This is a genomic window from Streptomyces sp. CA-106110 (assembly GCF_050936285.1).
Lineage (GTDB): Bacteria > Actinomycetota > Actinomycetes > Streptomycetales > Streptomycetaceae > Streptomyces.
This window is the reverse complement of sequence record NZ_JBNJNB010000001.1, coordinates 1917670-1933070: the sequence shown is the minus strand read 5'-3', so window position 1 is coordinate 1933070 and position 15401 is coordinate 1917670. Positions and strand designations below refer to the sequence as shown.

Here is a 15401-nt window from a genome sequence, read left to right as displayed (position 1 = left end):
CCCATCGTGAGCATGGTGGCGGCGACCAGGCCGTCCAGCACCGCGGAGCCGCGGGCCGGGACAGCAGTCCGCTGAGCAGTTGGGCTCCGTAGCCGGATGAAGGAGCAGTCTGCGCGGGTGCACCAGATCGTGGCGGGGGCCGCCTTGCTCCACATGAATACCGGTTTCTGGGCCGTATTCGACAAACCGAGCGGCGCCTTCGTGAGCTGCGGATCCAGGACGGGCCCACCCACCCGGAGGCCATCGCGGCGCGCATGGAGTTGGATGAGCTGACGGGGCGCTCAGGCGATGCGCGTGGTGCGGCGCAACTTTACGACGGACTCGGGCAGGACTGCTGCAGCTGGTTCGGTCCATATGGCCGGAAGACACTCGACGCCTTCGAGGGCGTCGCGCGCTGGACCGAGGGTACAGCGGGGTGATCCCGCAGCCGTCGGCTCCTGCAAGACCTCGGTTGACACAGCCCCGGGACCGCAGCCTCCCATCGGTGCCATGGATCACCCATTGGAGCTGCGGCAGGCCTATCGGTAGGGTCGGGGTTGCCTTAACGGAGTTTGGCGGACACGAATCGGGATAATCCGGAGCGTCAGGTCCGACTGTCGTTCCTCGGGTAGCGGCGGGTACCGCTGGACTCTAGGCGGGAGATCCGGCCGCACCAAGTGTGGTCCCGCGTCGGCCTCTCTCCCGCGCTTATCGCGACGGCGTGAATCAGCCAGGTCCTTTGGCCCCTGCCGGTGGCGGCGGCGCCTGGGGGAGAATGGCCGACGATGAACGTCACCGTTTCCACCGCTTCGACCGGTCCGGAACCCGAGCCGGACGGATTCGGCCCCTTTGCCCACCTCAGCGTGCCGAACACCCCGCTCTACCGTCAGGTGATGCGGGTATTTCTCGTCGCCAAAGAGCGGTTCGCGGTTCATCTGCGTCCTGAGGATGTGCACGCCGCGCTGCCCGCGGACGTCCGCCCTGCCGAACCCGAGGCCGTTGTTGCCGCGCTCGACAAGCTCGTCGTCTGGGGCAATTTGCGGGCCGATCCAGACACGGCCCGGGTCACTGCCGTCGAGGACTTCTATCGGAAGCGGTTCATCTACCAGCTCACGCGCGAGGGTGAGGCAGCTGAGGAGGCCCTCTCCGCCTACGACGAGGCACTCGGCCGCCGCGGCGCACTCCAGGCCATAGCGCTGCACGACATCGTCACCCACCTGTGCGCCCTGCTCGTCCTGGCCGCCGAGGACGAGCCCGACCCGGCCAAGGCGCACCTGGCGCTCGACGCGCTGGCCAGCCGCTTCGCGGCACTCGCCGACAACGCCCGCGCCTTCATGGGATCTCTCCAGAGGACCATCGACCTGCACGACGTCGAGGAGGAGGTCTTCCTCGCGTACAAGGACCGGCTCATCCAGTACCTGGAGCGGTTCATCCAGGACCTGATCACGCTGGGCGGGAGGATCGCCCGGCTGATCCTGGAGCTGGAGGAGGACGGAAGGGCGGAGTCCCTGTTGAGGGCCGCCGCCGGGCGGGAGGCCGCCGACGCCTCGCCGGAGGAGTCCGAGAGCGCGGAGCGTGAGGTGTACGAGCGGTGGGCCGTGCGCTGGGCGGGGCTCGGCGCGTGGTTCATCAGCAGGGACGGGCGCGAGTCGCAGGCCCGGCTCCTGCGTGGCCGGGCGCTCGGTGCGATCCCGCAGCTCCTGGCCGTCGTACGGGCACTGAACGAGCGCCGGTCGGGGCGCTCGGACCGGTCCGCCGACTTCCGGACGCTGGCCCGCTGGTTCGCCGAGGCGGCCGACGACGACGCACGGCACCGGTTGTGGCGGGCCGCCTTCGGCCTCTATCCGGCGCGGCACCTCACCGTCGACGGCGACATCCTCACGGCCCGCGCGGCGCGGCCCGTCCCGGCCGTCACCCCGTGGGCCGAGGCGGAGCCGCTGCGGATCAGCCCCCAGCTCCGCCGCACCGGAAGTTACGAGCGGCGCGGCAAGCCCCGCAAGGTCGAGGACCGTGAGGAGCGGCGGCGCGCTCTCGCCGAGACGGCCGCCAAGCAGGCCGCGGAGACCGCGGCCGCCCGCGCCCGGCTCGTCACCGACGGCGTCACGCGCCTGTCGGGCCTCGGCGAACTCGACCCGGCCTCCTTCGGGCTGTTCCTCCAGCTGCTCGGAGACGCGCTGGCCACCTGGCGGCCCGGGATGCGGCACACCGTGGCCACCAGCAACGACGGCTCCATGGAGATCAGGCTCACCGCACTCGCCGACGGGACCACGGCAGAGGTCCGCACGCCCGGCGGAGTCTTCAGCGGGCCGGACTACCTCATCGAGATCGTCGACCTCACGGACGGGGACGCTTCGACGGAGGGAGACACCGACCGATGACCGCACCGCTCGCCGAGGTGCTGGACGGCCAGCACGCCGCCGATTTGCGCAAAGCGGCGCGTGCCCTGCTGAAACACCCCCTCCTCCTCGCGCGCGGCCGGCATGTCGACGAGTTCCGTCTCGTCCGCCGGCACGCGCCCGAGCTCCGAGAGTGGTTCGACCGCAACACGGGCTGGTCCCTCCTCGTGGACGCCGAGACGGCACGCCTGCGCAAGATTCCCGGCGTCCTCACCGACCCCACGCACCCGGCCCGAGACGCGAGCCGGGGCGCCGCCCCGTTCACCCGCCGCCGCTACGTCCTGTTCTGCCTCGCGCTCGCCGCCCTCGAACGCGGCGAGGCCCAGATCGCCCTCGGGCGCCTCGCCGAGCAGATCGTCCTCGACGCCGCCGACCCCCGACTCGCCGCCGCGGGTGTCGAGTTCGCCCTGGAGCGCCGTGACGAGCGCCTCGACCTCGCCTCCGTCGTACGGCTGCTGCTCGACCTCGGCGTGCTGCGGCGCGTCGCGGGCGAAGAGGAGGCGTACGTCAGCGGGGTGGGCGACGTCCTGTACGACGTGGAAAGGCGAGTCCTGGCCGGCCTCCTCGCCACCCGCAGAGGCCCCTCCACCGTGCGGGCGGACGACCTTGAGGAACGGCTCGCCGAGCTCGTCGCGGAAACCGCCCTGGACAGCGACGAGCTGCGCTTCCGCGCCATGCGCCGCTCACTCACCCGCAGGCTCCTCGACGATCCGGTGCTCTACTACGACGACCTGACCGACGCCGAACTCGGCTACCTCACCCGGCAGCGAGGCTTCCTCACCGCCCGGATCACCGAGCTGACAGGCCTCGTCGCCGAAGTGCGGGCCGAGGGGATCGCCATGGTCGACCCCGACGACGACCTGACCGACCTCCGCATGCCGGAACAGGGCACCCACGGCCACATCACCCTGCTGCTCGCCGAGCATCTCGCCGCCGCCGAGGCGCCGGTCACCGCTGGCGAACTCGCCCTGTGCGTCCGCGAACTCGCCGCCGAGCACGGCGGCTTCTGGTCGAAGTCCGCCCGGGAGCCGGGCATGGAGACCGAGCTCGTCGAACAGGCCGTCGCCCGGCTCACCGCGCTCGGTCTGGTCTCCCGTACGCCGCACGCGGTCGTGGCCCGTCCCGCCCTCGCCCGGTACGCGGTCGGCGAGACCGTCATCCGTGAGCCCGGCTCAGCCTCCGTGCCCCCGCAGCGAAAGGCCACCTCGTGACCCGCCTCCCCACCCCGCGGCGATCCCGCTGGCAGCCCCTGCGCGTCGGGCTCGTCGACCTGTTCCACTACGATGTCGAGGAGTTCCACTTCCGGGACGGGCGCCTGCTGCTGCGCGGCAACAACGGCACTGGCAAGTCCAAGGTCCTCGCCCTGACGCTGCCGTTCCTGCTCGACGGCGACCTCAGCCCGCGCCGCGTCGAACCCGACGGCGACCCCGGCAAACGGATGGAGTGGAACCTGCTCCTCGGAGGCGAGCACCCGCACTCCGAACGGCTCGGCTATACGTGGGTCGAGTTCGGCAGGCTCGACGACCCGACCGGCGAGCAGCACTTCCGTACGCTGCTGTGCGGACTCAAGGCCGTCAGCGGGAGAGGCATCGCCCGCCACTGGTACGCCGTCACCCGCCAACGCGTCGACCACGGCTCCACCGAGCGCACGGAGGACACGTTCCGGCTGCTCGACGCCACGGGCACGGCCCTTTCCCGGGACCGGCTCGCCGAAGCGGTCGCCGGGCACGGCATGGTGTATGACCAGGCCAAGGCATACCGCCGCGCCGTCGACGAAGCACTGTTCGGCCTCGGAGACCAGCGGTACGCCGCCCTGATCGACCTGCTCATCCAGCTGCGCCAGCCCCAGCTGTCCAAGCGGCCCAACGAAGCCGCCCTCTCCCGCGCCCTCACCGAGGCCCTGCCGCCCATGGACCAGGCCGTCATCGCCGACGTGGCCGAGGCATTCCGCTCCCTGGACGAGGAGAAGGACGAGCTGGCCGCCGCCTCCGCCGCGGAACGGGCCGCCTCCGCCTTCCTGGAGCACTACCGGCGCTATGCCCGGATCGCCACCCGCCGCCGGGCACGGCTTCCGCGGGCTGAACACTCCCGCTACGAGCGCGTGCAGCGGGATCTGGCCGATGCGCAGGAGCGGCGGAGTCGCGCCGAGGAGACGCGGGCGGCGGCCGAGGAGGAGATCGGGTCCCTGGCGGAATCCGCAGAACGCCTGCGGGCCCAGGAGACGGCCCTGCGCGAGGCGCCCGAAATGCGTGGCGCCCGGGAGCTGGAGCACGCCGCGCGGGCCGTGACGCGAACGGCGCAGGCGGCGGACCGGGCGCGGGGGGACCGGGAGCAGGCGACCGCCTTCCACACCAAGGCGCTCGGCCGGCTCGGCGCAGCCGCGAACCGGCTCCGTGCCGCGCGGCTCAGGGTCCAGGAGACCTTCGACCAGGCACGGGAGCACGCCACCGCCGCGCACATCGGTCTGCCCATGGACGAGCGGCTGCCCGAGCCCGAACTGCGGCGCGCCACCGAGGACGCCGTGGGGCGCGCCGAGCGCTCCCTCGCCCACGTCGAGGGCCTCCTCGCAGCAGCCGAGCAGGCCGCCGCCGCGCACCGCCGGGCGTCGGGCCGTCTCGACGAGGCGGAGACCGACCTCGCCCTGGCCGCCGAGTCCCACGGTGAGGCGGAAGAGGGCGCGGCGCGGGCCGGACAGGCGCTCCTGGACGACGTACGCGAACGCGCCCGCACCTGGACCGAGCTGGCCTTCCCCGATGAGACCGGCTTCCTCGACGAACTCCAGGAATGGACCCGTCACCTCGACGGCCCCTACCCGGCACGCGTCCACGCGGGCAGGGCGCACGCCGTCCGCTCGGCGGACCTCGCCGACCAGGCGGCCGAAGCCGCCCGCCGGGCCTCTGAGCTGGCGGAGCGCGCGGACGAGGCGCGGCGGGAGCTCGCCGCACTGGAAGCCGGCGGCGGACGCGAGCCCGAGCCCCCCGCCACCCGCACCCCCGGCCTTCGCGAACAGCTTCCGGGCGCCCCGCTGTGGCGCCTGGTCGACTTCCGTGACGACCTGCCCGAATCCGACCGCGCGGGGCTTGAAGCGGCGCTCGAAGCCTCCGGCCTCCTCGACGCCTGGGTGCTCCCCGACGGTTCCGCCCTCGCCGTGAACGGGCACGACGTCCTGCTCGCCCCGTCGAGCGGACCGGTCAGCGGCCCATCGCTGGCCGACGTGCTGCGCCCGGACGTGGACCACGGCGACGGACGAGCCGCGTCCCTGGGCGAAGCGACGGTGCTCGGTCTGCTCGCCGCCATCGGCCTGGGCAGCGGGGAAGGAGCCGGGACATGGGTGGCAGCGGACGGCCGCTTCCGTGTCGGCGCGCTCACCGGCACCTGGGCCAAGCCCGCCGCCGCGTACATCGGCGAAGGCGCGCGGGAGGCGGCGCGGAGGTCCCGCGTCGCCGCGCTCGGCATCGAACTCGCTTCTCTGCGCCAGGAATCGGAAGCTGTCGCGACCCGCTCCGAGGCGATCGCAGGCCGCCGTCGCACACTTGACACCGAACTCGCCTCCGTACCTGACGAGTCGCCGCTCACCCGGGCGCACGCGCTCGTGAGCGCCGCAGCCGACACCGTATGCAAGGCCCGCAGACGGCGTGAGGAGCGCGCCGCCGAGGTGACCGAGGCGGCCGGGCGAGCCGAGCGCGCCGCCACCGAACTCACCGAGGCCGCCACCGATCTGGGGTTGCCTGCCGACCGGGCCGGACTCACCGCCGTACGTCACGCCCTCGGTTCCCTGGCTGCCACGCTGGCCGCCCTGTGGCCCGCGGTGCGCGAACAAGCCGAGGCCGCACGCCAGGTGGACGACGAGCACGCCGAGGCGGCCGACGCGGAGCGGCGGGCCATCGACCTCACCCAGCGGGCCGAGGACGCGGAACGTGAGGCGGCAGCGGCGGACGAGCGCCACCTGACCTTGCGCTCCACCGTCGGAGCGGCCGTCGCCGAACTCGAACGGCGTCTCGCCGAGACTGCCGAGGCACAGCGGATCTGCGAGGCCGACGAGAAAACCGCCCAACGGCGTCACGCGGAGGCGGACCGGGAGGCCGGCCGTGCCGAGGGACGGATCGAGCAGTTGGAAAAGGACCTCACGGAAGCCGTCGGCGCACGCGCGGAGGCCATCGACGGGCTCCAGCGCTTCACCGCCACCGGCCTGGTCGCGGTCGCGCTGCCCGAACTCGTGATCCCCGCCGCCGAGGACAGCCCCTGGGCCGCCACCCCGGCCATCACGTTCGCCCGCGCCATCGAGACCGGCCTGTCGTCGGTCGATGACACGGAGGCCGCCTGGGAACGCGTCCAGCGTCGGCTCAGCGAAGAACTCAAGACCCTGCAGGACACCCTGTCCCGGCACGGGCACAGGGCCTCCGCGCGCATGGTCGAGGACGGGATGATCGTCGACATCGTGTACCAAGGCCGCGAGCGGGCCGTACCCGAACTCGCCGAAGCGCTCGCCACGGAGGTCGGCGAGCTGACCCGCATCCTATCCGCGCACGAACGGGAGATCCTCGAAACCCACCTGATCACCGAGGTCGCAGGCACCCTCCAGGAACTCATCGGTGCGGCCGAGGGCCAGGTGCGGGACATGAACACCGAGCTGGAGGACCGTCCCACCTCCACCGGTATGAGACTTCGGCTGGTATGGCGGCCCTCGCGCAAGGCCCCGCCCGGACTCGCCCAGGCCCGGGAGCGGCTGCGTCAGTCTGCCGACGCGTGGACCGCCGAGGACCGCACGGCGGTCGGCGAGTTCCTCCAGGCCCAGATCGCCCGTCAGCAGTCCGACGACGGCTCGGGCAGCTGGCTCGAACACCTCACCGCCGCGCTCGACTACCGTTCCTGGCACGAGTTCGGCGTCGAACGCCACCAGCACGGGCGGTGGGTCCCGGCCAGCGGGCCCGCCTCCGGCGGCGAACGTGTTCTCGCCGTGTCCGTGCCGCTGTTCGCCGCCGCCTCCTCGCACTACGCCAGCGCGGGCAGCCCATACGCACCCCGCCTGGTCACCCTGGACGAGGCGTTCGCCGGCGTGGACGACGACTCGCGCGCCAAGTGCCTCGGCCTGCTGAGCGCGTTCGACCTCGACGTGGTGATGACCAGCGAACGGGAATGGGCCTGCTACCCACAGGTTCCCGGCATCGCCATCGCCCAGCTGTCCCGGATCGACGACGTGGCAGCGGTCCTCGTTACCCGCTGGGAGTGGGACGGTACAAGACGACAGCGCCGTGACGACCCCGTGCGGCAACCGGCACCGGACGTGGCGGGCCGGTCGGAGCGGGAGCCACAGTGGAGGTGACGCACGACGGGCACGCGGCGCCCGGTGCCGTACCGGAGCGGGTCACGCACGCCACGGTCGACGTGCCCCGACTGCGCCGCCTCCTGGGCGTGCCGGAACTCGAGTGGCTCGTCGAGCGGGTACGCGGTCGGCTCGTGGCCGGGCAGCCCCTGATCGGCGCCGTCTCCCTGGCCACGCCCACTCCGGGCCAGCGGTCCGCGGTCGAACGGCTGCTGGCCCGAGCCCCCGGTGGTGGCCGCTCCCTCACCATACGGCTGGAAGCGGTCGACGCCGTGCTGCGCCGGTCGGGCGTCAGCCCCGACGGCCTCGCCGCCGCCGTCACGGCGCTCACCGGACCAGTCACCCCGCTTGCCGAGGTCAGGGCGGAGGAGGACGCTGCCTGGGATCGGGCGTACGCGCCCCTCGGCGCGCTCATCCGGGATCGGCCCGAGCTCGCCGCCTGGGCCGCGAGGGTGCGGGCGGACGGACTTGCCCGGCGCTTGAGCCGTACCCCCGACGCCGTGCACACGCTGCTCACGGGGGTCTGCGCCGCGCTGCGCGTGCTACCCGTCGAGCCTGCCGTCTCGCTGGCTGCCTTCGCCGCCCGTGTCCTCGGGTCGGCCCACGCTCTGGACGACGGCACCCCGCAGGCCACCCTCACGCTGTCCGGGATCCGTGACCTGACCGGGTTCGCCGACGGCAGCGGCGCCGAATGGCGGCGGGACGCCTGGGCGTCGGCGGGCCTACTGAAGGACGAGTTGTCCTCGACGGTCCTCACCTTGAACCTGCGGGGGACTCCCGCCCTCGACTGGATGGCCGGCGAGGGCGAACCCTCCATCCTTACACTTCGCCAACTCATCCGACGGCCACCCTCCGTCACCTCCCTCGTGGTACGGATCTGCGAGAACCCGGCCGTGCTTGCCGCTGCGGCGGACGCTCTCGGCCCCGCCTGCCCGCCCTTGATCTGTCTCCAGGGTCAGCCCTCGGCCGCCGCGCTTGCGCTGTTGCGCCACCTGCACGGCAATGGCTCGGACCTCCGATATCACGGCGACTTCGACTGGGGCGGCCTTCGGATCGCCGGCGCCCTGCTCCGCCGCGTCCCGTGGCGTCCCTGGCGCTACTCCGCCGCCGACTATCGTGCGGCCCTGACCGCGAGCGACCCGGAGCTCCCGCTCAGACCTCTCACCGGGGCCCAGACCCGAACCCCCTGGGATCCCGACCTCGCCGAGGCCCTCGCGGAAGCCGGCATCCGGGTCGAGGAGGAGCGAGAACTGGATCTCCTGCTGTCCGACCTGAGGGGACGGTCCTGAACCCGGTGTCCAGGCTGCGTTTCTGGATGAGGACTGCGGCGAGGCGGCGAGAGGTCGTCCCGGCTGTGGACGTGGGGATCTGAAGTTCAGACATGGTCGTAGTTCTAGACTGGGTCGGAGATATAGCCATGGTCGCGCTAGAGTGGCCGAGGACCCGCTGAAGGACACCTACGGAGGCCGGGCTATGCCACCCCGCAAGAAGCGGGCCACACTCGCCCGCACAACTCGCCGCCCCTATGTGGATGACGCCACATGGGACAGCGCCGACGACATCGCCGCCGGCGATGCCCTGACGGTCGGTCACCTTCTCACCGTCCTCCTGGACCGGTATGCCGTCGGCGTCGTCGACGTTCCCCTTCCGGAGGAGGACGTGCGCGCGGGTGGACGCAGCGGGCACCTCGCCGCCATCGGAGACGCCGCCTGGGCCCACGCCGACGAGCGCCGAGCGCGGGAGGGCATCCAGTCCATGAGTGTCCTTTGTGAACTGCTGCTGCGTGAGACCGTTGCCGGACGCGTCTCGGCCGGTCTCGACGCCGCGCCGCGCGCCCAGCAGCAGACCGAGCCGCGCGAGGAAGCCGCGGGCGCCGTTACCCCGTCCCTGCTCCACTCCGCCGCCTGAGACCTTACGGAGTCCGCCATGCCCGAGCGTGCCGCAGAGCCTACTGGCCCCCGCATCCCCATGCCCGAGAAGACCCCGGCCGCGCTCCGCGTTGCCGTCGGACGCCTCGACCCGACTGTCCTCGCCACGTTTGATCAGCAGTGGGATGAAGCGATGCGCCAAGCCCGCGATGAGTACACCCTCACACCGCCCCGTGCCTTCGTCGAACACTGGTGGTCATGGGTCGGAGTCGCCCGCTACCCGCAGCGCCTCGCCCGCTTCCGTGAGTGCGAGCGCATCGTCAGCGAGTCGGACGATCGCGCCGCGCGCCGCGCCGCCGCGAGTGAGCTGGCTTCGATCCTCGCCGAGGCTGTCGCCGCGTGAGTGACTGGACCTGGGAGTACGAACCCGACGCCGAGAACGTCGTCGGCGGCCTGGACAAGGCCCAGCGGCTGGAGGTCGAGGCGATCGCGCAGCGGATCGCCGATGCCGTGGGAGTCCGTCGCATCGGTAAGCCCTTCGACATCACCGAGGCGGCATCCGGCGTCAGGACGTTCGCAGAGGGCGCCGTGATGGTCTGGTACCAGGAGGACTACCGCGACGATGTCGTCCTGGTCCTCCGCGCACAGCACTTCGGAGCGCAACATCTCGACACCTGACCCCCGCGCGGAGCAGACGCCGCCGGGCGGGTCATCGCGCGCCAGGATCCCAGCGCCGTCGTGGAGGTGGCGAGGTCGGGTGAGGTGAGACACGACGGCGTACGCTGAGGGTTGTCCTAACGGAGGTTGGCGGACACGAACAGGGACAATCCCAGCCGTCAGGTCCGCTTGTCGTTCCTCGCGTAACCCTGGTGCCGCCGCGACTCAGGCTGGAGCGGGGCGCTCTCAGACCGGCTTGCGCCACACGGAGATGTGCTTGGCGGAGTCCTGGGTGAACGGCGTCCCGTCCCAGTCCGCGACGCGCCGCTCCAGCTCGAGCCCCGCGATCCGTGCCATCAGGTCGAGCTCGGCCGGCCACGCGTACCGGTGCCGGGAGCTGTCGCGACGGTAGCGGCCGTCGTCGCCGTCGCGGGTGAGGTGATGGGAGACGAGGATCTGCTCGACCAGGTCGAAAGTGTCGAAGCCGAGGTGCCGCTCGGAGACGTCGAACGGCACGGCGGTCTGCCCGGGCGGCAGGAGCCGCAACGGCGGCACGCCCAGTTCGATGACGAACCGGCCGCCGGGACTCAGGTGACGGGCGGCGTTGCGGAAGCACTCGACCTGCTCGTCCTGGGTCAGCAGGTTGGAGATGGTGTTGTAGACGAGATAGACCAGGGTGAACCCGCCGGGCACGACGGTCCTGGCCATGTCCCCGATGGTCACCGGGAGGGTGTCCTCGTCGATCTTCCGCCGTAGGACCGTCGCCATGTGCTCGGAGAACTCGATGCCCACCACGGGCACGCCGCGTTCCCTGAGCGGGACGCCCACTCGTCCGGTTCCGATGGCGAACTCAAGTGCCCGGCCGCCTTCGGCGAGTTCGGCGAGGAAGGCGAGGGTCGGCCCGAGGACGGCGTCCGAGGACATCTCGTCCTCCTCGGCGTCGTAGCGGTCGGCCGTCGCACGGGTCCACAGCTCACTGCTCGTCACAAGCCAGTACTTTGCCGGGCGCAGCCGGTCGCTGTCGACGCAATTACCTTCCACCGACGCTCCGAGTACCCGGTCAGAGGGCCGGGTGCAGATCCCTGGGTGCGCCGTCCGGTCCGGGAGCACGGGTATCGAGGCAGGCCCCCGACGGCGACGTGACGGCCGGTCACCCACATGAGGACGAGTTCCACAGGCGCGCCCCGGGTCCATCCGAACGAGTGCAGCGCCCGCGGCGCGCGAGTGTTTCGCGGCAAGGGGGTACTTGTCCGCCGGACCGAGGGCAAGGGATGGCAGGGAGCGGCCGTCGCGCGGCGGCAGAAGGAGGCGTTCGTGGACCCGGACCGCGGTGAGGTGCCCGCAGGCGGCGAGACGGAAGCACCGTGAAGAGGGAGCGCCGGTCACCGGCCCTGCCGGGCACGCCCGGGGCCGTCCGCCCGGGAGAACGACTCGCCGACGCGGCGGATGCGCGGCTGCCCGTGCTGGAGGGCGGACGACTGCTGCGCAAGGCCTTCCCGGAGCACTGGTCGTTCCTCCTCGGTGAGATCGCGCTGTACAGCCTGGTGATCCTCGTCCTGACCGGCGTCTGGCTGACGTTCTTCTTCAAGCCGGAGATGCGCGAGGTCGTCTATCACGGCCGGTATGTGCCACTGCGTGGTATCCGTATGTCCGCGGCCTTCGACTCGACCCTGCACATCAGCTTCGACCTGCGGGGCGGGCTCTTCATGCGTCAGATGCACCACTGGGCGGCACTGGTGTTCGTCGCCGCGATCGGAGTGCATCTGTTTCGGATCTTCTTCACCGGCGCCTTCCGCAGGCCCCGAGAGATCAACTGGGTCATCGGCGTCACACTCCTCGTCCTCGCCCTGGCCGAGGGCTTCGCGGGCTACTCGCTCCCCGACGACCTGCTCTCCGGTACCGGTCTGCGCATCGCTCAGGGCATCATGCTGTCCCTGCCGGTCGTCGGGACGTACGTGAGCATGCTCGTGTTCGGATCCCAGTTCCCCGGCGAGGACTTCATCTCCCGGTTGTACGGCATGCACATCCTGCTCCTGCCGGGGGCGCTGATCGCTCTGCTGACCGTGCACCTCATCCTGGTCTTCTATCTGAAGCACACCCAGTGGCGCGGACCGGGCAGGACCAACCGGAACGTGGTCGGCAAGCCGCTCTTCCCGCAGTTCATGGCGTCCTCGATGGGCCTGTCCTTCACGGTCTCCGGCGTCCTGGCCCTGCTCGGCGGGCTCGCCCAGATCAACCCCGTGTGGGTCTACGGCCCCTACCGCCCCGACCAGGCGTCGACGGGCTCGCAGCCCGACTGGTACGTCGGCTTCCTGGAGGGCGCGCTGCGGCTCGTACCGCCCTGGGAGACGAACGTCGCAGGCCGCACGATCATGTGGAACGTGCTGCTGCCGGCGGTCGTCCTGCCCGCGCTGCTCTTCTTCGTCCTGTACCTCTACCCGTTCGTCGAGCAGCGCCTGACGGGGGAGTGGCGCGTGGAGCAGCACCTGTGCGACCGGCCCAGGGAGCGTCCCGTGCGCACCGGGCTCGGCGTCGCGGGAATCGTCTTCTACGGTGTCCTGCTGCTGGCCGGCGGCAACGACGTCTCCGCGGCCGTCTTCCGGATCTCACTGAACGCGCTGACGTGGATCCTGCGGATCGCCTTGGTGGTGGGGCCCGTCGTCGCCTTCCTCCTCACCCGGTGGCTGTGCCACGCCCTGCTGGAGGCGGAGCAGCAGCGTCTGACCGAAGGTGTGGCAACCGGGGAGGTGCGCCAGACCGTGGAAGGCGGCTACGAGAGCGATCACCGGCCGTTGCGACGGTTCAGGCCCGGAGCGCCTCGCAGGCCGCTCAGTCCTCCCGGATCGCGTACTGGAACACCAGACCAAGAACGCCCCGCGCCAGCACCCCGACGCCGATGAGGAACAGCCACAGCCCGTAGACCACACCCAGGGCGGTGACGGCGAAGCCGAGCGCCGTGACCACGGGCCACGGACTGTGGGCCGGGAAGAACTCCACAGGGCCCGCCGCGTCCGCCACCTCGGCTTCCTTGCGGTCCTGGGGGCGGGTCCCGCGGCGCCGGTACTGCACCGCGCAGAAGAAGGAGACCACCGCGGCCATACCGAAGGCGACGATCAGCACCGCGGTGCCGGCCGGTTCGCCCGACCATGCGCCGTACAGTGCGGCGACCGCAGCGAAGAACACGGCGACGCCGGCGAACAGCAGTGCCTCGACCTTCATCGCAGTTCCTCCTGCGTCGCCTGACGGACGATCTCGGGATGGTGCAGGTCGAAGGCGGGAGAGTTGGACCGTACCCGGGGCAGGGCTACGAAGTTGTGCCGCGGCGGCGGGCACGACGTCACCCACTCGAGCCCGCGTCCGTACCCCCAGGGGTCGTCCTCCGTGACCTGCTCGCCGTACCGGGCGGTGTGCCAGACGTTGTACAGGAACGGCAGCGTGGAGATGCCGAGCAGGAACGCCCCCGAGGACGACAGCGTGTTGAGCAGGGTGAAGCCGTCGGCGGGCAGATAGTCGGCATAGCGGCGGGGCATGCCCTCCGCGCCGAGCCAGTGCTGCACCAGGAAGGTCAGCTGGAAGCCGGGGAACAGCAGCCAGAAGTGCAGCTTGCCCAGGCGTTCGTCGAGCATCCGTCCGGTGAACTTGGGCCACCAGAAGTAGAACCCGGCGAACATCGCGAAGACCACGGTGCCGAAGAGCACATAGTGCAGGTGCGCCACGATGAAGTACGAGTCGGTGACGTGGAAGTCGAGCGGCGGGGACGCGATGATCACACCGCTCAGACCGCCGAGCAGGAACGACACCAGGAAACCGAACGCCCACAGCATCGGCGTCTCGAACGACAGCGACCCCCGGTGCATCGTGCCGATCCAGGCGAAGAACTTGATCCCGGTCGGGACCGCGATCAGGAACGACATCAGGGAGAAGAACGGCAGCAGCACGGCACCGGTGGCGAACATGTGGTGGGCCCATACAACCGCGGAGAGCATCGTGATCGCGATGGTCGCGCCGATCAGCGGCACATAGCCGAACAACGGCTTGCGCGAGAACACCGGGATGATCTCCGTGACGATCCCGAAGAAGGGCAGCGCGACGATGTAGACCTCGGGATGCCCGAAGAACCAGAACAGGTGCTGCCACAGGATGGCGCCGCCGTTCGTCGCGTCGAAGATGTGCGCGCCGAACTTGCGGTCGGCCTCAAGGGCCAGCAGCGCGGCGGTGAGCACGGGGAACGCCGGCAGCACCAGGATCGAGGTGAACAGGATGTTCCAGGTGAAGATCGGCAGCCGGAACATCGTCATGCCCGGTGCGCGCAGGCACATGATGGTGGCGATGAAGTTGACCGCGCCGAGCGTCGTCGACACGCCCGTCACCACGAGTCCCATCACCCACAGATCGCCGCCGGCGCCGGGGGTGCGGTAGGCGCTGTTGAGCGGGGCGTAGGCGAACCACCCGAACGACGCGGCGCCGCCGGGCACCACGAAGCCGGAGACGACCATCAGCCCGCCGAACAGGTACATCCAGTACGACAATGCGTTCAGACGCGGGAAGGCCACGTCCGGGGCGCCGATCTGCAGGGGCATGACCGCGTTGGCGAATCCGGCGAACATGGGCGTCGCGAACAGCAGCATCATCACCGTGCCGTGCACGGTGAAAAGCTGGTTGTAGGTCTCCTCGGACATGAACTGTAGTCCCGGACGAGCGAGTTCGGCCCGCATGGCCATGGCCAGGAGTCCCGCGAAGAGGAAGAAGCAGAACGCGGTGACCATGTACAGCCTGCCGATCACCTTGTGATCGGTCGTCGTGGTCCAGCGCAGCAGCGCCCGTCCGAGAGAGGACGTGGCGGTGGCTCCGCGTCGGGTGGCGGCGGTGCGTTCCGACAGTTCCGTCATCGTCCTCCTCCACGGCCCCCGCCGTGTCACTCCCCGTGACGTGTCAGGGCGGCGCGTGAGCGCCCCACGGGTGCCCGGTCGCACCGGCCGGAAACCGGTCGTGATGACGAAGGGGTTCTGGTGCGGGGCCGCCCGGGCATCAGGCCGCGCGGTTCGACCGCCCGCTGCGATCATGCCCGCCCGCCGCGAGGCTATCGCCGCGAGTGCCGGGGACACCGCCGCGCCACGCCCGCCGGGCGGGCGTTCACCGTGGTGGGCCGGGCCGAGCACGCCCAGCGGGACGTCCGGC

Annotated in this window: 11 protein-coding genes; 8 read left to right on the top strand and 3 right to left on the bottom strand. The window is 71.2% G+C overall.

All coding sequences use genetic code 11. The annotated features are described in order from the left end of the window. Positions 1–764: 764 nt before the first annotated feature. The 7 genes from ACQEXA_RS08990 to ACQEXA_RS08960 all read left to right on the top strand — a co-directional run bounded on the left by ACQEXA_RS08990 (position 765) and on the right by ACQEXA_RS08960 (position 10244). Positions 765–2357, top strand: a complete 1593-nt coding sequence (locus tag ACQEXA_RS08990; protein WP_433129314.1) for a TIGR02677 family protein — start codon at positions 765–767, stop codon at positions 2355–2357. After that, on the top strand, positions 2354–3586 hold the full coding sequence (locus ACQEXA_RS08985; protein WP_432935390.1) for a TIGR02678 family protein: 1233 nt from the start codon (positions 2354–2356) through the stop codon (positions 3584–3586). Before ACQEXA_RS08990 ends, ACQEXA_RS08985 begins: the two co-directional genes overlap by 4 nt. Next, positions 3583–7698 carry a TIGR02680 family protein gene (locus ACQEXA_RS08980; RefSeq protein WP_433129312.1) on the top strand — a complete coding sequence of 1372 codons (4116 nt, stop codon included), beginning with the start codon at positions 3583–3585 and terminating at the stop codon, positions 7696–7698. The genes ACQEXA_RS08985 and ACQEXA_RS08980 overlap by 4 nt, the downstream gene beginning before the upstream one ends. After that, positions 7689–8987 (top strand): TIGR02679 family protein, encoded by a 1299-nt coding sequence (locus ACQEXA_RS08975; protein ID WP_433129310.1) that lies wholly within the window; start codon positions 7689–7691, stop codon positions 8985–8987. Before ACQEXA_RS08980 ends, ACQEXA_RS08975 begins: the two co-directional genes overlap by 10 nt. 142 nt (positions 8988–9129) lie before the next feature. Beyond that, a complete protein-coding gene (locus ACQEXA_RS08970; RefSeq protein WP_432935396.1) occupies positions 9130–9606 on the top strand; it encodes a hypothetical protein in 477 nt (158 codons plus the stop codon). Between the two features lie 18 nt (positions 9607–9624). Next, positions 9625–9969 (top strand): DUF6247 family protein, encoded by a 345-nt coding sequence (locus tag ACQEXA_RS08965; protein WP_432935398.1) that lies wholly within the window; start codon positions 9625–9627, stop codon positions 9967–9969. After that, positions 9966–10244 carry a hypothetical protein gene (locus ACQEXA_RS08960; RefSeq protein ID WP_170812855.1) on the top strand — a complete coding sequence of 93 codons (279 nt, stop codon included), beginning with the start codon at positions 9966–9968 and terminating at the stop codon, positions 10242–10244. Before ACQEXA_RS08965 ends, ACQEXA_RS08960 begins: the two co-directional genes overlap by 4 nt. A gap of 225 nt (positions 10245–10469) precedes the next feature. Here the strand turns inward: ACQEXA_RS08960 and ACQEXA_RS08955 are convergent, their stop codons facing one another. Next, a complete protein-coding gene (locus ACQEXA_RS08955; protein ID WP_432935400.1) occupies positions 10470–11210 on the bottom strand; it encodes a class I SAM-dependent DNA methyltransferase in 741 nt (246 codons plus the stop codon). 404 nt (positions 11211–11614) lie between these two features. Between ACQEXA_RS08955 and qcrB the strand changes: the two genes are divergently transcribed. Then, positions 11615–13123 (top strand): cytochrome bc1 complex cytochrome b subunit, encoded by a 1509-nt coding sequence (gene qcrB, locus ACQEXA_RS08950; protein ID WP_433134495.1) that lies wholly within the window; start codon positions 11615–11617, stop codon positions 13121–13123. On the opposite strand, the gene ctaF is transcribed toward qcrB, so the two are convergent. Beyond that, entirely contained in the window at positions 13053–13442 is a 390-nt protein-coding gene (ctaF, locus tag ACQEXA_RS08945; RefSeq protein WP_432935402.1) for an aa3-type cytochrome oxidase subunit IV, read from the bottom strand. The two genes, qcrB and ctaF, sit on opposite strands and share 71 nt — an antisense overlap. After that, on the bottom strand, positions 13439–15112 hold the full coding sequence (ctaD, locus tag ACQEXA_RS08940; protein ID WP_432935404.1) for an aa3-type cytochrome oxidase subunit I: 1674 nt from the start codon (positions 15110–15112) through the stop codon (positions 13439–13441). Before ctaD ends, ctaF begins: the two co-directional genes overlap by 4 nt. Positions 15113–15401 lie beyond the last annotated feature (289 nt).